Raw genomic sequence first — 2779 nt, forward strand, 5'->3', positions numbered from 1 at the left:
CGAGGGGCAGGCGAGCGGCGCGGCGCAGGGGCCCCGGAGCGCGCTGGAACGGCCGCGGGGGCAGGCGCTGGGCCAGCATATGCCGCGATTGGGGCCCCAGGGGCAACATTGGTGCTTGCCGCCGAGGGGGGGGGTCCGAGCTGGCCCCGGGGAGGATAGGTGCGGCCAGGACCAGCATGGGGCCCGTGCCGTCCAACAGCCAGTCAATGGACAAGTCAGGAAAGGCCGCCCGAATCTTTTGCACCACCTCCAGGCTGGGCTTGTTACGGCCCGACAGGATATGGCTCATAATGGGCCGGGCCACGCCAATGGCATCCGCAAATTGCGTGGGGCTCAGCTGCCGGGCCAGTAACAGCTCCCGAATCCGGTCGACCATGTAAGCTTGTTGTTTATTTACAAATGTGCGACAAATAAATCATTGTCTTACGCCAGGGCCCTATCTTCTCCCTTAGTTTACAACTATACACAGATGGTGTGTCCATACTTTCTGTTTACACTTGTAATTACAAGTGTAAACAGAAGACAATGCTCCTATACCCCCTTAGCCCTTGGCTGGGGGGTTTCGGATAGCCACAAAAAAGGCCCGACTTGCCGAAGCAGCCGGGCTTTTTTGGTAAGCAATACCGAATTTATACTGCCCTTGTGCAAGCACTAACTGCGCTTGGGGCTAGCGGCTAGGGCGGCGGCGGGGGACGGCTGCGGGCGGGCGGCGACCCGCGCCGGAGCAGCCCCGGCGGGCTTTTCAAACAGTTCCCGTGCCAGGGCCTTGTCGTGGCCGTAGATGTCGTCGCGGAAGTGGGCGTGGCCGTCGGCGTCGGCCCAGGCGGTGAGGTAGACGAGGTACACGGGCAACTTTTTGGTGAGCGTGATGTACTTCTCGCGGTGGGCGGCCACGGTGTCGAGGATGCTCTGCTCGTCCCACTCGGGCTTGTCGCGCAGCAGGTACGCGGCCAGTTTCATGGGCTCTTCTACCCGCACGCAGCCGTGGCTGAAGTTGCGGCTGACCTGCGAGAACAACTCGCCGTGGGGCGTGTCGTGCAGGTACACATCGTTCGAGTTGGGGAAGATAAACTTGGCGTTGCCCAGGTCGTTTTTGGGCCCCGGGCGGCGGCGCACCGTATACTTAAAATTGTCTTGGGTCACGTTGGCCCAGTCGATGGTGGTGGGGTCGATGACGGTGGCCGTGCGGCCGTAGCCCCGCACCACTTCCATATCGAGGTGGTCGAGGTACTGAGGGTTGTCAGCCAGCCGGTTTTTCAGCTCCTTGTCGACGATGCTAAAGGGTACGTACCAATAAGGAGCCAGCACCACGTACTCCATCTTGTCGCTGAAAATCGGGGTGGCCGTAAGGGCCTTGCCCACGATGACGCGCATGGTCATTGCCTCCTCCCCGTTCTCCACCACGTGCAGCCGGTACTCCGGAATGTTGACCAGTAAATAATCGGGCTCGAACTTTTTGGGAAGCCATCGCCAGCGCTCCATGTTCAGCAAAACCTGGTCGATGCGCTGGCCGATGGGCACGTTCAGCTCGCGCAGGGTGGTGCCGCTCACCACGCCATCGGGCCGCAGACCGGCGTCGTTTTGGAAGGCTTTCACGGCATTGGCCAGGGCCTTGTCGTACACCGGCGAAGCGTGGGCGGCGGTGTCGGCCGGGGCCCCAGCAGCCGCTGACGCAGCGCCGACACGGCCGGCGAGGACTGCCCCGGGCGCAGGACCAGGCCCGCGGGCAGCGCCGGCCAGCCCCCCGCGGCCTCGCGGATGCGGTAGGCGGCCAGGGCTTTTTTCAGGTTGTTGTACTCGGGGTGCAGGGGCGCAAACTGGTAGTAGCCGTACTTGCTTTTGCGGTCGCCGAGGTAGGTCAACAGGGCTTTGTGGAGCTTGATTTTGTTGGGCTTCACCTGCCAGGCGGTGTTCTTGGCGTCGTGCGGATTGGCCACACCGCGGTAGAAATCGGATGCCCACACAAAGTAGGTGCCCGATAACGCCACGTCAATCTCCTGCTCCAGCGCGTCGCGGTGGGCCTCGTCGGGGGCTACCTTCAACGCGCTGAACAACTTAGCCAAGTCCTTCACCTGGTACTTGCGCGGGTCCAGGCCCTCGTCACTGGCTTTAGCGATGGTTTGCAGCAGCTGCGTGGCCTGCGGCACCAATTGGTTGTCTTTGAACCACCCCAGGCGGTACTGCCGCTCGCGGTAGAACTTGTTTGCCCACGGCAGCTCGGCCCGAAACTGGGGCACGGCCCCCAAGGCCCGCACCACGTAGGCGCTGTCGAGCAGCGGCTGGGGGCCACTCGTGCCGGCGGCCGGCGCGGCGGTGGTGGCGTCGGCAGTTTGCCCGGGCTTGTCGGTGCCACAGCTGCTCAGCAGCGCCGCGCCCAGCGAGCTACCGAGCAGGAGCACCAGAAAGTAAGTAAAAAAGGAACGGCGAACGAAGGGCATGAAGTAGGTAGACAGGCGCGGGGCCCGCCGGGGAAAAACGACAGATGAGCCGTTGTACTGGCTGGCGCGGGTCGGGGTTGCAAAGGGCCCCAAGCCACCACGTGCCAGCGCAAGTTACGGTATGCCGGGCAGCCTTGCACGTTTGGGGCCAAAATGGCTGGGCGGGCCGCGTACTTTTACGGGGCCCGGCCGGGGGAGGCCCCGGGCCCGGGGCCCTCTCCCACTGCTACCGCCATGCCCCCCGCCTCCCTGCCCCTGCCCGGCCCCGATCCCCACAGCCACGCCGGTACCGGCACCGCTCGGGTGCGCCACCTGGCCCTCCGCCTCACCGTCGACTTCGC

Annotated in this window: 3 protein-coding genes; all 3 read right to left on the reverse strand. The window is 64.1% G+C overall.

What is annotated here, in order from left to right:
* A partial coding sequence (locus BEN49_RS13810) for a helix-turn-helix transcriptional regulator (protein WP_141765671.1) occupies positions 1-376 on the reverse strand: 376 nt, incomplete at its 3' end.
* Positions 377-651: 275 nt separating this feature from the next.
* Positions 652-1623: a L,D-transpeptidase family protein gene (locus tag BEN49_RS13815; RefSeq protein ID WP_070744321.1), complete on the reverse strand. Its 972-nt coding sequence runs from the start codon at positions 1621-1623 to the stop codon at positions 652-654.
* Positions 1593-2438 (reverse strand): L,D-transpeptidase scaffold domain-containing protein, encoded by an 846-nt coding sequence (locus tag BEN49_RS26955; protein WP_070744323.1) that lies wholly within the window; start codon positions 2436-2438, stop codon positions 1593-1595. Before BEN49_RS26955 ends, BEN49_RS13815 begins: the two co-directional genes overlap by 31 nt.
* Positions 2439-2779: the final 341 nt, after the last annotated feature.

The organism is Hymenobacter coccineus, assembly GCF_001816125.1.
GTDB lineage: Bacteria > Bacteroidota > Bacteroidia > Cytophagales > Hymenobacteraceae > Hymenobacter > Hymenobacter coccineus.

What these genes read in the sequence shown, in the direction of transcription:
- BEN49_RS26955 (WP_070744323.1), bottom strand. Translation starts at nt 2,438, where the DNA reads ATGCCCTTCGTTCGCCGTTCCTTTTTTACTTACTTTCTGGTGCTCCTG.